The 14063-nt window shown below is 70.1% G+C and carries 16 protein-coding genes and 1 pseudogene; 10 read left to right on the top strand and 7 right to left on the bottom strand.

The genetic code is table 11. The features are described 5' to 3' along the window. Positions 1 to 7 precede the first annotated feature (7 nt). Positions 8 to 1294, top strand: a complete 1287-nt coding sequence (locus OG385_RS10365) for an amidohydrolase (RefSeq protein ID WP_266853914.1) — start codon at positions 8 to 10, stop codon at positions 1292 to 1294. Between the two features lie 290 nt (positions 1295 to 1584). Continuing rightward, the gene (locus OG385_RS10360; RefSeq protein WP_266853912.1) at positions 1585 to 2643 is read left to right on the top strand and encodes a phosphotransferase family protein; all 1059 of its coding nucleotides are present in this window, start codon (positions 1585 to 1587) and stop codon (positions 2641 to 2643) included. Positions 2644 to 2880: 237 nt separating this feature from the next. Here the strand turns inward: OG385_RS10360 and OG385_RS10355 are convergent. The 4 genes and pseudogenes from OG385_RS10355 to OG385_RS10340 all read right to left on the bottom strand — a co-directional run. Continuing rightward, positions 2881 to 2994: pseudogene (locus OG385_RS10355) on the bottom strand (AsnC family protein); the annotation flags it as partial. Positions 2995 to 3119: 125 nt separating this feature from the next. Continuing rightward, entirely contained in the window at positions 3120 to 3422 is a 303-nt protein-coding gene (locus tag OG385_RS10350; protein WP_266853910.1) for a hypothetical protein, read from the bottom strand. After that, positions 3419 to 3598 carry a hypothetical protein gene (locus tag OG385_RS10345; RefSeq protein WP_323183717.1) on the bottom strand — a complete coding sequence of 60 codons (180 nt, stop codon included), beginning with the start codon at positions 3596 to 3598 and terminating at the stop codon, positions 3419 to 3421. The genes OG385_RS10350 and OG385_RS10345 overlap by 4 nt, the downstream gene beginning before the upstream one ends. Beyond that, entirely contained in the window at positions 3595 to 3861 is a 267-nt protein-coding gene (locus tag OG385_RS10340) for a hypothetical protein (RefSeq protein ID WP_266853908.1), read from the bottom strand. Before OG385_RS10340 ends, OG385_RS10345 begins: the two co-directional genes overlap by 4 nt. A gap of 93 nt (positions 3862 to 3954) precedes the next feature. Here OG385_RS10340 and OG385_RS10335 point away from each other — a divergent pair, with 93 nt between their 5' ends. The 3 genes from OG385_RS10335 to OG385_RS10325 are packed head-to-tail and all read left to right on the top strand — an operon-like array spanning position 3955 to position 5275. After that, positions 3955 to 4794: a helix-turn-helix transcriptional regulator gene (locus tag OG385_RS10335; protein WP_266853906.1), complete on the top strand. Its 840-nt coding sequence runs from the start codon at positions 3955 to 3957 to the stop codon at positions 4792 to 4794. Further along, the gene (locus OG385_RS10330; protein ID WP_266853904.1) at positions 4791 to 5006 is read left to right on the top strand and encodes a DUF397 domain-containing protein; all 216 of its coding nucleotides are present in this window, start codon (positions 4791 to 4793) and stop codon (positions 5004 to 5006) included. Before OG385_RS10335 ends, OG385_RS10330 begins: the two co-directional genes overlap by 4 nt. Before the next feature lie 59 nt (positions 5007 to 5065). Further along, the gene (locus OG385_RS10325) at positions 5066 to 5275 is read left to right on the top strand and encodes a DUF397 domain-containing protein (protein WP_266853902.1); all 210 of its coding nucleotides are present in this window, start codon (positions 5066 to 5068) and stop codon (positions 5273 to 5275) included. 125 nt (positions 5276 to 5400) lie between these two features. On the opposite strand, the gene OG385_RS10320 is transcribed toward OG385_RS10325, so the two are convergent. From OG385_RS10320 to OG385_RS10310, 3 genes are read right to left on the bottom strand one after another with little or no spacing between them, the layout of a single operon-like run. Next, positions 5401 to 5988, bottom strand: coding sequence for a hypothetical protein (locus OG385_RS10320; protein WP_266853900.1), 588 nt, complete (start codon positions 5986 to 5988; stop codon positions 5401 to 5403). Next, positions 5985 to 7637, bottom strand: coding sequence for a cell wall metabolism sensor histidine kinase WalK (locus tag OG385_RS10315; RefSeq protein ID WP_266853898.1), 1653 nt, complete (start codon positions 7635 to 7637; stop codon positions 5985 to 5987). Before OG385_RS10315 ends, OG385_RS10320 begins: the two co-directional genes overlap by 4 nt. Next, on the bottom strand, positions 7634 to 8320 hold the full coding sequence (locus OG385_RS10310; RefSeq protein WP_266853896.1) for a response regulator transcription factor: 687 nt from the start codon (positions 8318 to 8320) through the stop codon (positions 7634 to 7636). Before OG385_RS10310 ends, OG385_RS10315 begins: the two co-directional genes overlap by 4 nt. 342 nt (positions 8321 to 8662) lie before the next feature. On the opposite strand from OG385_RS10310, the gene OG385_RS10305 reads away from it, so the two are divergent. The 5 genes from OG385_RS10305 (at position 8663) to OG385_RS10285 (ending at position 13958) form a co-directional block, all read left to right on the top strand. Next, positions 8663 to 9415, top strand: a complete 753-nt coding sequence (locus OG385_RS10305; protein ID WP_266853894.1) for a DUF3152 domain-containing protein — start codon at positions 8663 to 8665, stop codon at positions 9413 to 9415. Between the two features lie 154 nt (positions 9416 to 9569). Beyond that, positions 9570 to 10508 carry a hypothetical protein gene (locus tag OG385_RS10300; RefSeq protein ID WP_266853892.1) on the top strand — a complete coding sequence of 313 codons (939 nt, stop codon included), beginning with the start codon at positions 9570 to 9572 and terminating at the stop codon, positions 10506 to 10508. Then, positions 10505 to 11968, top strand: a complete 1464-nt coding sequence (locus OG385_RS10295) for a peptidoglycan-binding protein (RefSeq protein ID WP_266853890.1) — start codon at positions 10505 to 10507, stop codon at positions 11966 to 11968. Before OG385_RS10300 ends, OG385_RS10295 begins: the two co-directional genes overlap by 4 nt. Beyond that, on the top strand, positions 11965 to 12687 hold the full coding sequence (locus tag OG385_RS10290; RefSeq protein ID WP_266853888.1) for an ABC transporter ATP-binding protein: 723 nt from the start codon (positions 11965 to 11967) through the stop codon (positions 12685 to 12687). Before OG385_RS10295 ends, OG385_RS10290 begins: the two co-directional genes overlap by 4 nt. Continuing rightward, positions 12684 to 13958: an ABC transporter permease gene (locus tag OG385_RS10285; protein ID WP_266853886.1), complete on the top strand. Its 1275-nt coding sequence runs from the start codon at positions 12684 to 12686 to the stop codon at positions 13956 to 13958. The genes OG385_RS10290 and OG385_RS10285 overlap by 4 nt, the downstream gene beginning before the upstream one ends. Positions 13959 to 14063: the final 105 nt, after the last annotated feature.

Below are 14063 nucleotides of genomic sequence, written 5' to 3'. Positions count from 1 at the left end.
GATCCCCATGACCAGCACCTCCCGTGCCGACGACATCCTCGGCGGTCTGGACGGCATCCGCGACGATCTTGAGGACTTCTACCGGGACCTCCATGCCCACCCCGAGCTGGGCCTGGCCGAGCGGCGGACCGCGGCGCGGGTGGCCGAGCGGCTGCGCGAGTGGGGGTATGGGGTCACGGAAGGAATCGGCGGCACCGGCGTGGTCGGCGTCCTGGCCAACGGCGACGGCCCCACGGTGCTGCTGCGCGCGGACATGGACGCGCTGCCGGTCCGCGAGGACACCGGGCTGCCGTACGCGTCGACGGTGACCACCACGGACGCGGACGGTGCGGAAGTGCCGGTGATGCATGCCTGCGGACACGACACCCATGTCACCTGCCTGCTCGGCTTCGCCCGGCTGATGGCCGCTGCCCCGCAGGCGTGGCGGGGCACGCTGACCGTGCTGTTCCAGCCGTCGGAGGAGAACGGTGACGGCGCCGACGCGATGGTCGACGACGGTCTCGCCGACCGGATCCCGCGCCCGGACGTGGCTCTCGCCCAGCATGTGCTGCCGTATCCGGCGGGTTATGTGGGGGTGCGCCCCGGCTCGTTCCTGTCGGCGGCGGACAGTCTGCGCATCACGCTGTACGGGCGCGGCGGCCACGGTTCCATGCCGCAGTTCGCCGTCGACCCGGTGGTGCTGGCGGCGCTGTGCGTGGTGCGGCTCCAGACGGTCGTATCCCGCGAACTGGCCGCCACCACGCCCGCCGTGCTGACGGTCGGCAGTATCCAGGCGGGTGCGAGCCCGAACGTCATCCCCGACAGCGCCGTCATCCTGCTGAACGTCCGCACGTACGACGAGACGACCCGCCGCCAGGTGCTGGACGCGATCGAACGCTGCGTCAGGGCGGAGGCGACCGCATCGAACGCACCGAAGGAGCCGGCCATCGAGCACATCACCTCGTTCCCGGCCACGGTGAACGACGCGGATGTCGCGGACCGGCTGGCGAAGGCCTTCGCGGCGCACTTCGGCGACGACGCGGGCACGATCGAACTCCAGACGGCCAGCGAGGACTTCAGCCAGATCCCGCGCGCCTTCGACGCGCCGTTCGCCTACTGGGGGTTCGGCGGTGCGGACCCGGAGAAGTACGCGGACGCGGTCAGGAAGAACACGGTGGCCCAGGACATCCCGGTCAACCACAGCCCGCACTTCGCCCCGGTGATGCAACCGACCCTGGACACGGGCGTGGCGGCGCTGACGGTCGCTGCGCTGGAGTGGCTGGCGGCGGCGGAATCGCCGGGCGGGCGGGGCTGAGGCGGTACGGACCCGGGACGGGTGAGGCAGTTGGTGACCCGCCCCACCAGCCGTGTCCACCTTCACCGTGCGCTTCAACCGGGCGTATTCTCCGACGAGTTACGCCGACTTACGCCGATGACCAGGCGGCAGCTGGAAGACCGGGGGCCATATCACCATGAGCGGCACGAACGGGGACGCTCCGGCCCCATGGGCGGCGTGCCGTCACGTCCTGGGGCGCGTTTTGGAATGGGGATCGGCCCAGGTCATGGCTCTCGCATGCGTACGGAGCCAAGGCTAGGCTCATCCGCATGCTGAACCGGCTTCCGTTCGGCGAAGCGCTGCGCTCCACCGTAGGCATCCCCAAGCGGAGCAAGCTTCTGGACAGCAGTCCGCGGTCACGGGTGTGGCGGGTGCGGCTGGCCGACCGGAGTCTGGTGATCGTTAAGCAGATCACCGACGGCGGGGACACGGGTGCCGACGCGGACACGCGCTTCGCGCGGGAGGTCGCTGGGCTGCGCCTGGCGGGACGGGCGATCGGGCCCACCGTGGCTCCCGCGGTGCTTGCCACGGACCTGCCCTCGCGGGTGATGGTCCTCGATCACTTGGACGACCTCGGCAAGACGGACGACTGGATGCCGGGGTACGCCGAGTCGCTCGCCCGCCTGCACGCCCTGACCGGACCCTCCGACGCGGGCGCACTCCCGGCCTGGTCGGGGCCCACGGCCGCCGACGCGGAGTCCTTCCTCGCCCTGGCCCGGGCGCTCGACGTGTCCGTCCCGTCCGCGGTTCTCGATGAACTCACCGCTCTCCTGGACCGGTTGGACCCCACTCCGCATCATGCGCTGCTGCACGGCGACCCGTGCCCCGGCAACGACCTGCGCGCCACCGACGGTGTCCGTTTCGTCGACTTCGAACGGGCCTCGCTCGGGAACGGACTGGTCGAGCTCGCGTACTTCCGCATCGGCTTCCCCACCTGCTGGTGCGCGATGTCGGTCACCGCGGCCCCGCTCGCGGAGGTCGAGGACATCTACCGGACCACCTGGCACGGCCTTACCGGCAGGGATGTGCCGGGCGACCTCGCCGATGCGTGCGCCGGCTGGCTGATCCAGGGAGACGCGCTCGTCGAGCGGGCCCACCGCGGGACGGTCGACCAGCTCGCTCGGGTACCCACCGAGGACTTCGAGTGGGGCTACATCTCCGCCCGCGAGCGGCTTGTTCACCGCCTCGGCGTGGTCGCCGACATGACCCGCGACCACGACCTCCTGCACGCCGTGGGCCGCCTCAGCTCCACCCTGGCCGTGCGCCTGTTGGAATGCTGGCCAACATTGCGGCCGCTGCCCGCACCCGACACCCGCCCTTGGTACTAGGGTGCGTGCCGAGCGCGGGCAGACGGGCGGCTCGTGCGCCGTCGTCGGAGAGCCAGTTGCGCCAGGGGTGGGAGACCGGACCCACCTGACAGTCCTGCCCCACCTGGCAGTTGAGATGACGTGACATCACAGCCCCGGCGGGGCGGTCCTCGTACTGGACCCCGCCGGGGCTGTCGTGTGTCGCGAAACAGTGAGGCTTGCGGAGGAGCGCCAGGGCGAGCGCCAGGACGAGGGCCAGGTCTGGTCGGAGACGTCGATGACGGAGGCGATCCGGGAGAAGGGCGCCCGTGCGTCCAGGTGCAGAGCGTGGAGGATCTGAAGATCGATCTCGTCATAACAGCCGGATTCCATCGCGATACCTCGCTCGATGTCGGATTTTCCGAGTCCAGGGCTGATGAACGGGGCTGAGCCCGGGCGGCGGCGCTGAGGATGCGAAGCCCGTGATGTCGGCTCACACCTCGATCCTGGGGGAGCTGTCAGTCGTACGGCAGGCTCGCTGTTGCCGGGGAGACCAGGTTCTGGAGCTGGTCGAGTGCGGTCCGGAGTGCTTCGAGTTCGGCGATGCGTTCTGCGTTGCGTTCGGCGACGGCGGCGTTGAGGCCCGCGAAGAACCGGGTGCGGTAGGCGAGGTCGGACTCGATGCGCTGGAGTTCGGCGAACAGGGCGGGCAGGCCGGGCGGTTGCGGGGCGAGTATGCGGGTGAGGCGGGGCAGGTACCGGCGTAAGCGGGCCTGTACGACGCCTGCGGCGAAGACCAGCCGGATCAGTGAGAGCGTCACGGCTGCTGCCCTCCGTGCTCGGCCTGCCGGTGGCGCCTGCGCAGCACCCGGCAGTCGGTCTCTCTGCTCGCGTCGCCTTCGGCTCTGGCGACCGCCTCCGCGAGGTCGTACTCCTCGCACTCCTGACAGAACTCATGATCGTTCTCGTCGGGTGATGGTGTGCCGGTGGGGGTCACGATTCCAGCCTCCTGCGGCTCCGGCTCCGGGCGTTGATGCGTGCGATCTCAGCGGCAAGAAGCTCTATGCGAGTTGGGGTCCGAACCTGCTCGGGGACGGCTTCCCATTCGGCGCCGCCGTTGACCGGCCGCAGTGACCAGTACGGGCCGGCGAGCCCCCGGAATTCCCCGGTTTGATTGCCGTGCCCCGTATCGACCATGAGCGTGCCGAGGTCCGGGACGTAGGAAGGTTCCTGCCCATTCGGGGTGTTCTGTGCGAGCACCACCGCTCCTCTCCGTAGCCATTCCACTACCAAGCGGGCTCAGCGTGACCTACAGTCGAGTCAGTCTTCAACGTTGCGCCAGCGGAGGGCACATTGGTAAACCGCAAGGAGTTGAATCCTGAAGCAAGCCCGGAAGCGGCTTTCGGGGCGCGTTTACGCAGATTACGCGAGGCGCGCGGTTGGACTCAGGACGAACTGGCCGCGCTGGTCGGTTACACGGGCAGGCATATTTCGGCAATTGAAACCGGCCGCAAACCTCCAACTCTGCGTTTCACACGCAGTACTGATGTTGCGTTCGGGATCGCCGACACTGCTGATTCGTTCGAGCGCGAGTGGCGTGAGATCCGGCATGGGTCGCTGCTGGAGGGCTTCCCGCAGTACGTCGGGCACGAAGGCCGGGCCGTGGAGATCCGGTTGTACGAAGTTGGAATCGTCCCCGGTCTGCTCCAGACCCCCGAGTACGCGTCGGTGCTTGCCGCGAACGCCGTACGGCGCGGAGCTATCACGGCTGAGCAGGCCGACGAACGGGTCACGCTCGTCGCGGAGCGGCAAGCGGCGCTCTTTCGGCCGACCCTTCCAGTGCTCATGGTGGTGCTGGACGAGAGCTGTATCCGCCGGTCCATCGGTGATGCTGCTGCTATGGACGCACAGTTGACGCGGCTGGTGGAGTTCGCCGGGCAGCCGAACACCATGCTTCAGGTCGCCCCGTTCGACTTGGGGGCGCACCGACCCTTCGACCTTCCGGTAACGGTGCTGACGATGCCGGATCGCTCGCTGATGTCGTACGCCGAGTCCTCCCAGCGGGGTCATCTCGAACGAGAAAGTACCGCGGTACTTCCCATGTTGACGGCCTACCATCAGTTACAGGCCGAATCGCCCTCCCAGGCGGCATCCGTGGCCATGATCGAACAGGTACGAAAGGGCACCCCGTGACGACCACGACCGACTCTCCCCGCTGGTTCAAGTCCTCATACAGCAACAACGGTGGCCAGTGTGTCGAGGTCGCCACCAACCTCGTCGCCCCGCGGGGCGTGGTCCCCGTCCGTGACTCCAAGAACCCGGGCGGCCCGGTCCTGGGTCTCACCGCTGGTTCGTTCGCTTTCTTCGTGGCAGGCGTCAAGGCCGGAGAGTTCGGCGCCGTCTGACCAATCCGCCCGCAGGCGGCATCAGCGGCAGTGATCAACCAGTTGCGAAAGGGCACCCCATGACGACCGAAGCTCCCCGTTGGTTCACGTCCTCGTACAGCAACAACGGTGGTGAATGCGTTGAGGTCGCCACCAACCTGGTTGCCTCGCGCGGCACGATTCCCGTCCGTGACTCCAAGAACCCGGGTGGCCCGGTCCTGGACCTCGCCGCCGGTTCGTTCGCTTTCTTCGTGGCAGGCGTCAAGGCCGGAGAGTTCGGCGCCGTCTGACCGCCCCCGGCCGTACACCGGCTCGGAGTTGCCCCATCGTGCGGCGGTGCACGGTGGGGCTTCTCGCTGAATTGCCCCCAGCGCGCTGGGCGCAGATCGGCGGGGTGCCGGGCGCCGCAGTGGGGTCAGTGTTTCCGCGCGTCCTGCGGCTGGTCCGCGACGGGGCACGCGTAGGGCGACTGCGTCATCGTCCACCCGTCCCCGAGCACATGGACGCTGCTGTGCGTGGACGCGGTGCGCGGGGAACCACCGACTGCTTCGCTTTTCGGGAGGGGGGCGGTGGTCGCAAGCGACGGAGCCACCGTGCACGCCAGCTGGAGCATGGCCTGATGGCTCAGCGGGGCCGCGACACCGGGGAGTTGGACGGACAATGAACCGTCTTTGCCGGTCGACACCCGAATCGCGTCCGTCAGGTGAGGCAGCTCCGTGGTGGCCGTCGCGGACTCGCTCGCGGTCGGCCCCTCGAACAGCAGACGGACAACGGCTCCGAGGTCCTCGGTGTCCTCGGTCCGTCGGGGGTAGGCCGTCAGGTCTCCGTCGTGCAGGAAGAAGAGGGAGATGGTGGGAGGCGTCGAGGGTGGCGCGCTGGTGGAGACGATGCCGCTCGCCGGTTCACCGGCCTCGATGGCACCGGACGGGGGGACTCCGCACGCCGTGAGCGTGACCGCGGACGTGAGTCCGAACAGCAGCGCCGCCGCCCGCGAGCCCCTCACCGGACACCCCCGCCGACGCCGACGCCGGTATCGGTGTCGTCCAGCCGCAGCGGGAGTTCGACCGTGAACACCGCGCCGCCATGAGGCGAGTTCGCCGCCCGGATGCGCCCTCCGTGCAGACGCACGTTCTCCGCAGTTATGGCCAAGCCCAGCCCGCTGCTCTCGCTCCTGGTCCGGGAGGTACTCGCCTTGTAGAACCGATCGAAGACGTGCGGCATGGCCTCATCGGTGATCCCTGGTCCGTTGTCGGTCACCTCGATGACGGCCCACGCCGGGCCCGCACCTTCCTCCCGCACCCCCACGGTCAGCCATACGGGCGGCACCCCGTGCCGTAGCGCGTTGCCGACCAGGTTGGCCGTCACCACATCGAGCCGGCGCGGATCGACGCGCGCGCGGAGCACACCCGGCCCGGGCAGCCGGGTCTCCACCTGCCCCTGCCACCCCCGGGAGGCGAGGGTGCGCTGTACGGATTCGGCCAAATCGATCTCGTCCCGGTTGAGTTCGACCGCCCCGGCGTCGAAGCGGGAGATCTCCATCAGGTCGTTCACCAGTCCGCTCAGCCGGCCCGTTCCCTCGCTGATGAGCCGCAGGGCGTCACCGGTCTCCCCTCCCGTACTCAGCGCGTTCTCGTCCAGCACGTCGGTGACCGCCGACATCGCCGCCAGCGGCGTGCGCAGTTCGTGGGAGACGTCCGCCACGAAGCGGCGCGCCTGGGCTTCCAGGCGGCGCAGCTCAGTGACGGTCCGCTCCAGTTCGGCTGCCGTTTCGTTGAAGGAGCGGGAGAGGTCGGCCAGTTCGTCGGAGCCGGTGACGGCCAGCCGTACGTCGAGGTGCCCCGCGGCCATCCGGCGCGTCGCCCCGCGCAACGCCCGTACGGGACGCAGTACGCCGCTCGCGGCGAGCAGCGCCAGGACGACGGCGAGGCAGAGGGCCACCAAGGTGGCTCGCTCGACGCCGCTGACCATGGCCTTGACGTACGCCTCTTCGGCGTTCTGCGGCACCTCCAGGTACATCACGATCCCCGAGAGCCTGGGCTCCGTGCCTTCGCCGGAGGAGTACGTGACGGGCATGCCGACGACGAGACGAGGATGCCCGCCGATGTTCACCCGCTGGAACACCGCGGCACGTCTCTCCCGCACGGACCGGAGCAGTGCGGGGCTCGGCTCGTCGAAATCAGCGCTCGGCGCATAGGCGCGGAGGCGTCCGTAGGTGCCCATGACCCGCCACCCCGACGACGGGTTCGCGTACAGCACCTGGTTCACCGCGGACTGGAGATCCGACCGGCGCGGTGCAGTGGTGAGGTAGGGCGCGACGGCGTCGACGCTCGTACGGAACTGGTGGATGACGGAGTCCTGGCTCTGCTGAAGCACCCCCGTGCGCGCCTCGCGGAAGGCGAGGAGGCCGGTGCCCAGGGCACTGGCCATGGCTACCAGGACGAAGGCCGCCAGCAGGCGAGGGCGCAGACCACGCAGGGGGAGCGGGATGCGCGCCAGGGTCGTCCGGAGGAACCGCAGGGGGCCGGCTCCCCGTACGGCGGCGCGGCCCTCGTCGGCCGTGCCGGCCTCGTCCTGGTGCTCGCCCTTGCGTGCCCGCACGGTTCTCCGCGTCGGCGTGGTCTTCCGAGTCCGCGTGGATGGCGGGCCGCTCATGGGGTGCCGAAGCGGTAGCCGAATCCGCGTACGGTCTGCACGTAGCGGGGATTCCTGCCCTCGCCGAGCTTGTTGCGCAGTCGCTTCACACAGGCGTCCACCAGCCGTATGTCGCCGTGGTAGCTGTGTTCCCAGACTGCTTCCAGCAGCTGCTGGCGGCTGAACACCTGGCCGGGCGAGGCCGACAGGGTCAGCAGCAGCCGCAGTTCCGATGGGGCCAGGGCGACGGGGCCGCCGCGGTAGGTCACCACGAGGCCGGCCCGGTCGACGACCAGCTCGCCGTGCGTCTCCACCCGGGGCCGGGCGCCGTCCGGTACCGACGCATCCTGTCTGCGCAGTACGGCCCGTATGCGTGCGTCGAGCACCCGCGCTTGCACGGGCTTGACCACGTAGTCGTCCGCGCCGGCCTCCAGTCCCACGACCACGTCGATGTCATCGCCCCGGGCCGTCACCATGATGATCGGCACCTGGTCGCGGTCCCTGATCCGGCTGCACACGTCCAGGCCGGAGATGCCGGGCAGCATGAGATCGAGTACGACGACGTCCGGCCGGAAGGGGCGGAGCTGCTCCAGGCCCTCTTCACCCGTTTCCACGGCGAGGACTTCGTGCCCCTGATGCCGCAGGCCCAACTGGACGGCCCTGCGGACATCGTGGTCGTCCTCGACGATCAGAATCCGTGGCATTTCGACAGTGTAAGCAGCTCGGATGAGGTGGCTGTCCTGTGGAGGACCCGCACCGAGTGCCGTTACACAACGATCACAACGGGCCTGGGATGCGGGTCTTCCGGTCAGAATCGGCGGAAGCCGCCATGAACCGCGCGTCGTCACCATTTCGTGATGTCTCCGGCTCATGGTGGTCAACTGGCCCGGCCACTTTGAGCTGTTATGAATTCGGCACGACGGCGACCATCCGCACCCCCTGCCGGCAGCACCGCGTCCGTTCGCCGCGGCGGTCGTCGGCGCCGGACCTCCCACCGCCGGGGGCGTCCGCGCAGCCGGGGCCGGAGCCTGCTGATCGGCGCGCTGGTGGCCGTCGGTCTGCTGGGCCCGGCGACGTATTTCCTCGGGGGCGGGCGGAGCGACGCGTCCAACGGGGCGCCGCACCCGCCGAGCACATACGTCACTCACGCTCCCACTCCGACGCCGACTCCCACGCCGACCCCCACCCCCACGCCGGCCCCCACCCCGAGCCGGACCGGGATCGACGTCCCCTCGACGGGCAGGGGGACGTTCGTCACGGCGCAGGCCAGTGGCGCGAAGGCGGGCAGCGGTTCCCACCCGCTGCGCTACGTCGTGGAGGTCGAGACCGGCCTCGACATCTCGGCGTCCCAGGCGGCGAAAGAGATCGCCGGGATACTCGCCGCCCCGCGGGGCTGGACCCACAATCCGCACTACGCGTTCGAGCTGGTGAGCGCCGGAGCACCGCACGATCTCACGGTGAAGATCGCGACACCGGGGACGGCGGACTCCCTGTGCTGGGCGGGCATCCACCAGTCCACCGGAGGTGAGTACAACTGCGAGGTGCCCGGCGGGGTGGTGGTGAACCTCAAGCGCTGGGTCAAGGGCTCGCCCACCTTCGACGGGCCCATCCATGACTACCGGGCGCTGATCGTCAACCACGAGATGGGGCACTTCCTCGGCTACTCGCACGTGACCTGCGGGGGTGCCGGACGACTGGCCCCCGTGATGATGCAGCAGATCAAGGGCCTGCACGGATGTGTCGCCAACGCCTGGCCCTATGACAAGAGCGGTGACCTCGTCACCGGGCCGCCCGCATGACCGGCGCCGGTCGCCGGGGGCCGGCAGCCACGGCGGGCGGCCGTTACGGCTCGGTCATGTGCCGAACCCATGGCCATGAACTGCCGGCGCCACTGTGAACTCCGCGTGCTTCGCGCCCCACAGGCAGAACCCCCTCTCGATCGGATGGAAGCCAATGAATCGATCCCGCGCTGTCCGGAGTCTGGCCGCGGCGGTGAGCCTGCTGCCGCTGCTGGCGGCCTGCGGCTCCGGCTCGCACTCCCACTCGGCGACCGGAGGGAAGACCACGGCCGGATCGTCGGGGCAACTCGACGTTCCCGCCGACGCGAACGCCGATCTCAGGAAGCAGTACCTCCTGGAGAACGCGATCGCGGCCTGCATGAAGAAGCAGGGCTTCACCTACACCCCCGTGGCCCCCGAGGATCCCGCCGCTTCCTGGGCCACCGACGGGGCGGACTACGCGCTGACGAAGAAGTACCGGCAGAAGTACGGATTCGGGATCTTCTCGGGAATCGTCTACCCCGACGACGCCGGTGCGCCGGGCAGTGCGGGCGCCCGGAAGGACTCCGGAAAGACGCCCAACGCGGCCTACGTGGAAACGCTCACGCCCAATCAGAAGACCTCGTACAACAAGGCGTTGGGCACTCCCCCCGACCCGAAGACCGGAGAGAAGAACTGGACCGGCTGTCAGGGAGACGCCAACAAGGTGGCCTACGGCTCCGCTTCGGCCCAGGACCGGAGCACCAGGACCGCGAGCCAGAACCAGGCCAACGCACAAGCACTCAACGGCGATCCGAAGCTGGTGGCGCTGGCGCAGTCGTACGCCTCGTGTCTGAGGAAGGAAGGCGTCTCCGTGACGACCACGCAGCCGACCGGCATCGGGGACATGGTCAGGCTCCAGGCGCTCGGGTCCGCTCCGGCGGGCGCCGGCGGTGTCTCCCCGGTCGGCGAGGACGGGAACACCGGGAAGTCGCTGAGCAAGAAGGACGCTCTCCCTCTGCTCACCAAGGACATCGAGCTGGCGATGCAGGACCTGCAGTGCGGCAAGGCGTTCCGGGCCGCCTACTTCCCGAAGTTCCTCAAGGCCCCGACGAGCGGTGGCGGTGCCGGGTGAGGAAGCGCCCCAGGCTGATCGGCACCCGTCCCGGACAGCTGACGGTCGTCGTCGCCGCGGTGGCGCTGGTCGGAGCGGGCGGCTGGTTCGCCGGATCGCGGATGCAGTCGCCTGCGGATGCCGCCGCCGCGCACCAGCCGCCGAAGGCTCGTCCGGTCACCGTCACGGTCGAGCGGCGCTCGCTGACCGCGAGTGTGGTGGCCCAGGGCTCGGTGGGGTTCGGATCGCCGCGGAAAGTGACCCTGGCCGGCCTCGTCGGCTCTCCGGACTCCGGCTCCGGGTCCGGCAATCCGGGGGTCGGTGACGACGTCGCCCAGCGGGTCACCAAGGCACCGGCCGCCGGAGTGGAGCTGAAGGAGGGGGATGTACTGATGCAGGTGAGCGGGCGGCCGGTCCTGGTACTGAGGGGCACCGTGCCGATGTACCGCACGCTCGGCCCCGGCGCCTCCGGGGACGATGTCAGGCAGCTCCAGCAGGCGCTGACCCGGCTGGGCTTCAACCCCGGCCCGGCCAACGGGACGTACGGGCAGTCGGACGCCGCGGCGGTGAGCCGCTGGTACAAGAGCAAGGGCTACCGCGCCATGGAGCCCACCGTCGCCGACAAGCAGCAGCTGGGAACGCTCGAAGCGGCGGTGACCACCGCCCAGCAGGCCCTCCTCGCGGCACAGAACCCGGGTGGCGGCTCCAAGGGGACGGGCGGCTCCGAGGGAACGGGCGGCTCCAAGGGAACCGGCAGCGGTTCAGGCGGCGGCGCGGGCGCAGGAGGGGACACCGCGAAGCTGCAACTCAAGTCGGCGCAGCAGCAGTTGGACGCGGCCGACGCCGCGCTCTCCGCCTTCCAGGCCGGTTATGGAACCAAGGTCCCCGCCGGTGAGGTGGTCTTCCTGCCGGACCTCCCGGCCCGGCTGGACAAGGCGACCGCGAAGACTGGAGACACCCCCTCCGGACCGGTCGCCACGGTGACCAGCTCCAAGGTCGTGGTGCAGGCCGTGGTCCCGGCCCAGGACGCCAAGTTGCTCCACAAGGGCATGCGGGCCCGGGTGGAGACCACCGACGGCACGACGGTGGACGGAGAAGTCGTGGCACTCGCCGACGACGTACCGAAGGACGATTCGACCGACGCCGGCAAGCAGCAGGGGACCTCGGACGGCGGGAGCGAGGGCACCTCGGCTCCCGTACCGGTGCAGATCTCCGTACCGGCGGGGAAACTGACCAAGAACGCCACCGAATCAGCGAAGGTCACCATTGAGGTGGGCTCGTCGGACGGCAAGGTGCTGACGGTGCCTGTCGCCGCGCTGCACACCTCCGCCGACGAAAAGGCCCGGGTGCAGGTCCTGCGGGGCGGCAAGGTGGTGGATCTCCCCGTCGAGGCCGGCCTCTCCGCGGACGGCCAAGTGGAGGTCACTCCGGCGTCCGGTGTCGCGCTGAAGGCCGGCGACCAGGTGGTGGTCGGGCGATGACCGCTCTGCCGTCCTGCGCCGCACCCGACGCGGACACCGTCATCCAACTGACCGCCGTGGACCGGACCTTCGACTCCGAACCGCCGGTCCATGCCCTGCGGGACGTACACCTGACCGTCCGGCGCGGTGAGCACCTGTCGATCGTCGGCCCGTCCGGTTCCGGCAAGTCGACACTGCTCAACACCCTGGGGCTGCTGGACCGTCCCACCTCGGGCACCTACTGGCTCGACGGGGTGGAGACCAACGCGCTCGGCGACCTGGAGCGCACCTCGTTGCGCGGCAGCCGGATCGGGTTCGTCTTCCAGTCCTTCCACCTGCTGCCGTACCGGACCGTGGACGAGAACGTCATGCTGGCCGAGACCTACCGCCGGCCGCGCCCCGGGCGCAGCCGGGCGGGCCGCGCCGCCAGGGCCGAGCAGACCCTGGAACGGGTGGGTCTGGCAGACCGGGCCGGCTTCCGGCCGGACCGGCTCTCCGGTGGTGAGAGACAGCGTGTGGCGATCGCCCGGGCGCTGATGAGCGAGCCCGCCCTGCTGCTCTGCGACGAGCCGACCGGCAACCTCGACAGTGAGAACACCGAGTCGGTGCTGGACCTCTTCGGCCAACTCGGGGAGCAGGGCATGACCCTGGTGGTGATCACGCACGAGGAGGCGGTCAGCCGGCGGGCCGACAGGCAGGTCAGGATCAGCGACGGCCGTCTCGTCGAGGAGCGCCGATGAGGTCCAGGACACGCGACGTGCAAGCCGCGGCTCCCGTGAGCACGGCACCGGGCAGGGCCGCCGCCGAGCGCCCCTGGATGGATCTCAGGGACCTGTGGTCCGAGGCGCTGGCGGGGGTGCTCGCCCGGCCGATGCGCTCCGCCCTGACCACGCTGGGCACCGTTCTGGGCATCACCACCCTGGTCATCACCATCGGGATCTCGTCCACGGCGGGCAACCAGATCGTGGGCCGGTTCGACGCCCTCACCGCCACCTCGGTCACGGTGGGGGTGCCCTCCGCGGCATCGGCCGACTCCGGTCCGCTGGTGGACTGGTCGGGTGTCGACGCGGTGCGCCGGCTGGCCGGGGTCGAGTCGGTGGCGGCGATCGCGGACTCCCAGGAGACCGCGAGCGTCGAGGTGCGTTCCAACGACGTGGTCGCTCCCGGCGCGGTCAGCGGCCAGACGATGGCGGTCGTCGCCGCGTCCTCCGCGCTGCCGGCCGCGGTACGGGGCGGGATGACCGCCGGGCGCTTCTTCGACGACGGGGACATCGCCCGGCACGGCCGGCTGGCGGTCCTCGGCGACCAGGCGGCGCGGCTCCTCGGTATCAGCTCGGTCGAGGACGCTCCCGCGGTCTTCCTGAAGGGGCAGGCGTACACGGTCATCGGGATACTCGGCGGAGTGGAGCGGGAACAGCAGCTCGCCACCGCGGTGATCCTGCCGCCCACGACGGCCGCGGACCGGATGGGGCTGGGAACCGTGACCCGGGTACTGATCAACACCTCGCTCGGCGCGGCGAACCAGGTCGCCCGCCAGGCGCCGATCGCACTGGCCCCCGGTGCCGAGGCTTCCCTGACCGTGACGGCACCGCCCGATCCGGCCAAGGCCCGCAAGGGAGTGCAGGGCGATGTCAACGGCCTGTTCCTGGTCCTCGGGCTGGTCTCGCTGGTGGTCGGGGCCATCGGTATCGCCAACGTGACGCTGGTGACGGTCATGGAGCGGATCGGGGAGATCGGACTGCGCCGCGCCCTCGGGGCCTCACGGCGGCAGGTCGCCGGCCAGTTCCTGGCGGAGTCGACGGCAATCGGACTCCTCGGCGGTGTCGTGGGCGCCGCCCTGGGCATGGTCGTGGTGGTGATCGTCTCCGCCGTCAGGGAGTGGACTCCCGTCCTGGACGTCCGCCTCGCCCTCGGAGCCCCGGTCGCCGGAGCCCTGGTAGGGCTCCTGGCCGGCCTCTACCCGTCACTGCGGGCCTCCCGTATGGAACCGGTCGAAGCCCTGCGCTCGTAGCCGTGCCCCCACGGGGAGGCCGGGCCCAGCCGGGTTCGCGGCACGGCTGGGGAGGCTCCTCGCCGGCCTCGGCATGTGACGGTGGCCCGGCCGGTACGGGCAAGT

This window comes from Streptomyces sp. NBC_01306, from assembly GCF_026340465.1.
GTDB lineage: Bacteria > Actinomycetota > Actinomycetes > Streptomycetales > Streptomycetaceae > Streptomyces.
This window is presented reverse-complemented; position numbering and strand designations above follow the sequence as displayed.

Coding starts and splice junctions, on each gene's coding strand:
- OG385_RS10360 (WP_266853912.1), top strand. CDS start 1,585: ATGCTGAACCGGCTTCCGTTCGGCGAAGCGCTGCGCTCCACCGTAGGC.
- OG385_RS10290 (WP_266853888.1), top strand. CDS start 11,965: ATGACCGCTCTGCCGTCCTGCGCCGCACCCGACGCGGACACCGTCATC.
- OG385_RS10365 (WP_266853914.1), top strand. CDS start 8: ATGACCAGCACCTCCCGTGCCGACGACATCCTCGGCGGTCTGGACGGC.
- OG385_RS10285 (WP_266853886.1), top strand. CDS start 12,684: ATGAGGTCCAGGACACGCGACGTGCAAGCCGCGGCTCCCGTGAGCACG.
- OG385_RS10310 (WP_266853896.1), bottom strand. CDS start 8,320: ATGCCACGGATTCTGATCGTCGAGGACGACCACGATGTCCGCAGGGCC.
- OG385_RS10325 (WP_266853902.1), top strand. CDS start 5,066: ATGACGACCGAAGCTCCCCGTTGGTTCACGTCCTCGTACAGCAACAAC.
- OG385_RS10315 (WP_266853898.1), bottom strand. CDS start 7,637: ATGAGCGGCCCGCCATCCACGCGGACTCGGAAGACCACGCCGACGCGG.
- OG385_RS10300 (WP_266853892.1), top strand. CDS start 9,570: ATGAATCGATCCCGCGCTGTCCGGAGTCTGGCCGCGGCGGTGAGCCTG.